Here is a 2,856-nt window from a genome sequence, read left to right on the forward strand (position 1 = left end):
TACCAGGCGCCGGCTCCTCAGCAGGCTGCTCCCTACCAGGCCCCGGCCCCGCAGCAGGCCCCGGCCCCTAGCCCCGCCCCGGAGCAGGCGCCCGCAGCGACGGAGGGCCACCGCGCCCGGGACCTGGCAGCCACCAGCATCAGCGGCGACGCGACCACCCGGGTTCCGCTCGACGTGACCGCTGAAGGTTCGAACGCGCTGCTCCCCACGGCCAAGGAGGCTGCGGCTGCGCTGAATGAGGCCAAGCCTGCGCACGGCAACCTGTGGCTGTAGGGCCGAGACCCACCAGTCAGGAGGCGGTCCTCAGTGGTGCTGGGGGCCGTCTCCGTGTTTGTCCCACCCGGTGCAGCGACCGGACCGCTGCGAGACTCCTGGTGCATCGTCCTGACGGACACAACGGTCGCCTACCGCTGGCTCCCGTGTCACTGCAATGGCCGCGCCATGGTGACCGCCCCTCGGTGTTCCTCGGTTACCGCTATGGGACAACCGAAGGGACGTGGAGCGAATCATGGTCGTCGACATCGGCGCGGTACCGGCCGGCGCCGCGGGTGCGGCACCGCGCCCGCCGCAGCCCGGAAGGGAACGAACCGCACGGCGAGACGCGGTGCGAGGTCTGGCCGCGGGCGCACTCGCCGCGGTCATGGTCCGGTTCGCCACCGCTTCCCGACCTCGACGCCCCGGCCCGGAGTCCGGGAACGCGATGCCCGACACCCGCTTCGACGAGACCTACGGCGGCCGCCGCATCCGAGGTGTGCGGATCGCCGAGCGTGGTATGGCTGAGGGCGGCCGGTGGCTGGTCATGGTGGACGGCCGACCACTGCACCTGATGCGCCGGGCCGACGGTACCTGGCTGAGCATGGTCGACCATTACTGCTCCTACCGGTCACCGCTCGAGGCCGCCCGCGCGGCCGTCGACCAGCTCGGCCCCGGTCAACGACTGCGCGAGCCGGCCCGGAGCCCCGGAGGCACGGGACATCTGCACACGGGAGGCCGACATGGCGTACGTACGTAAGGACGCCGGCATGCTCACCAAGACCGAGCGGCGCCGCTTCGTCAGGGCGCTGCTGGAGGTCAAACGGCGGGGTGAGTACGAGGAGTTCGTGCGGATGCACATCGAGTACTTCTCCGCGGACGGTGAGCATGGGCTGCGCGCCGCGCACATGGCGCCCTCGTTCCTGCCCTGGCACCGCCGGTTCCTGCTCGAACTGGAGCGCGCGCTGCGCCGGGTGGACTCCTCGGTGACGGTGCCCTACTGGGACTGGACGCGTGACCGCACGACCACGTCCGCGCCATGGACGGCGGACCTCCTCGGCGGCAACGGGCGCCGGTCCGACCACCAGGTGACGACCGGTCCGTTCGCTCACCGAGAGGGCGACTGGCCCATCACGACGGGCGTGACCGACCTGAAGTTCCTCACCCGTGACCTCGGCCGCCGCCGCGCCCGGATCGACCTGCCCACCAAGAGCGAGCTGGAGTGGGCACTGAAGGATCCGGTGTACGACATGGCGCCCTGGAACTCGACGGTCCCCCGAGGTTTCCGCAACAAACTGGAAGGCTGGGGTGGCGGCCGAGGCGCCACCTCCTGGCACAACCACAACCGGGTGCACCGCTGGGTGGGCGGGACGATACTCGGCGGGGCCTCCGTCAACGACCCCGTCTTCTGGCTGCACCACGCCTTCGTGGACCTCCAGTGGCACCGCTGGCAACTGCGTCACCGCAGGGCGCGCTATCTTCCCGCCACGCCGCCGGGACAAGACGACGAGCAGTACGCCCGGATCGTGGCGAGACACCAGACACTGCCGCCGTGGGACGTGACACCGGACGAGCTGGAGGATGTCAGCCACATCTACCGGTACGCGTGAGTGCGAAGCTTCACGGCAAGAGCCCCGGCGCTGGGCGCCGGGGCTCTGGGGGGAACGGCAGGATCAGTGGCCGTGGTGGTGAACGGCCTTCTTGTCGGCCTTCTTGCCGGCCTTCTTCTTGTCCTTCTCGTCGTCGCCGTTCTTGCAGACGCCGGAGGCCTCGTTGAGCGCGCCGATCAGAGTGACGGTGTTGCCGCACACATTGATGGGCACGTGGAGCGGGACCTGGACCACATTGCCGGACAGGAAGCCCGGCGAGCCGATCGCCGCAGCCTTGGCGCCGGCGTCCGCGGCGGCCAGACCGGCCCCGCTGAGCACCATGGCGCCCGTGCCCAGTGCGACAGCGCCAACCTTCGCGATGTGAGACATCACGTTCTCCTTAGTGATTCCGAATGAGTGCGGCAGCGGCGCGCGACCGCACTGCCCGTTCAACGCGACGGCCGGGGACCGGTCACGGCTGCCGAAACGATGGTTTTTTCATGAAAGTTGCGCTTGTGCGCGTTTTGTCTGTGAAGAGGCAGAAAAAATCGTCTACTGTCAGCGACTGTAAGTGACCGATCCGTAACGGATCGCGTTGACCCGAGAAACGGAGAAGTAATGCGCAAGTTCCAGAAGGCCGCGGTCGTCGCGGCCATGCTCGGCAGCGTCAGCTTCCTCGGTGCTGGCGTCAGCCAGGCCTACGGTGGCGACAAGCCGAACGTGGACATCGACACCGTCCAGAGCAACGTCTGTGGCAACGAGTCGCAGTCGGGCGTTCTGAACATCGGTCGCGCCAACGTCCAGATCCTGGACATCCTGGCGAACCAGCCGGTCGACCAGAGCACCTCGGTGACCTGCGGTAACGCCGTCGGCGTCGGCAAGTGAACCGTCGCTGACCAGGTGATCTGAGCGGGCCCCGCGCCCGGACCATGGCCTGGTACGTGTCCTGGTGCGGTGGCGAGAGGGGAGCATGCGGATGAAATGGGGTCCGCCCCGGCGGCTCGCGGGCCTGACT

5 protein-coding genes are annotated in these 2,856 nt (G+C 68.9%); 4 read left to right on the forward strand and 1 reads right to left on the reverse strand.

Features of this window, described 5'->3' with window-relative positions; all coding sequences use genetic code 11:
* From ABT116_RS16705 to ABT116_RS16715, 3 genes are all read left to right on the forward strand, one after another.
* The coding region (locus ABT116_RS16705; RefSeq protein ID WP_351633534.1) for a hypothetical protein at window positions 1-273 on the forward strand (273 nt) is incomplete at its 5' end.
* 235 nt (window positions 274-508) lie between these two features.
* Entirely contained in the window at window positions 509-1,012 is a 504-nt protein-coding gene (locus ABT116_RS16710; protein WP_351633536.1) for a tyrosinase family oxidase copper chaperone, read from the forward strand.
* Complete coding sequence (locus tag ABT116_RS16715) at window positions 996-1,862, forward strand: tyrosinase family protein (RefSeq protein ID WP_351633539.1); 867 nt, start codon at window positions 996-998, stop codon at window positions 1,860-1,862. The genes ABT116_RS16710 and ABT116_RS16715 overlap by 17 nt, the downstream gene beginning before the upstream one ends.
* 63 nt (window positions 1,863-1,925) lie before the next feature.
* Here the strand turns inward: ABT116_RS16715 and ABT116_RS16720 are convergent, their stop codons facing one another.
* Window positions 1,926-2,231 carry a chaplin gene (locus ABT116_RS16720; RefSeq protein ID WP_351633542.1) on the reverse strand — a complete coding sequence of 102 codons (306 nt, stop codon included), beginning with the start codon at window positions 2,229-2,231 and terminating at the stop codon, window positions 1,926-1,928.
* Between the two features lie 228 nt (window positions 2,232-2,459).
* Between ABT116_RS16720 and ABT116_RS16725 the strand changes: the two genes are divergently transcribed.
* Window positions 2,460-2,726 carry a hypothetical protein gene (locus ABT116_RS16725; protein WP_351633544.1) on the forward strand — a complete coding sequence of 89 codons (267 nt, stop codon included), beginning with the start codon at window positions 2,460-2,462 and terminating at the stop codon, window positions 2,724-2,726.
* Window positions 2,727-2,856: the final 130 nt, after the last annotated feature.

The organism is Streptomyces sp. NPDC002130, assembly GCF_040296465.1.
Taxonomy (GTDB): Bacteria; Actinomycetota; Actinomycetes; order Streptomycetales; family Streptomycetaceae; genus Streptomyces.

What these genes read in the sequence shown, in the direction of transcription:
- ABT116_RS16710 (WP_351633536.1), top strand. Translation starts at nt 509, where the DNA reads ATGGTCGTCGACATCGGCGCGGTACCGGCCGGCGCCGCGGGTGCGGCA.
- ABT116_RS16715 (WP_351633539.1), top strand. Translation starts at nt 996, where the DNA reads ATGGCGTACGTACGTAAGGACGCCGGCATGCTCACCAAGACCGAGCGG.
- ABT116_RS16720 (WP_351633542.1), bottom strand. Translation starts at nt 2,231, where the DNA reads ATGTCTCACATCGCGAAGGTTGGCGCTGTCGCACTGGGCACGGGCGCC.
- ABT116_RS16725 (WP_351633544.1), top strand. Translation starts at nt 2,460, where the DNA reads ATGCGCAAGTTCCAGAAGGCCGCGGTCGTCGCGGCCATGCTCGGCAGC.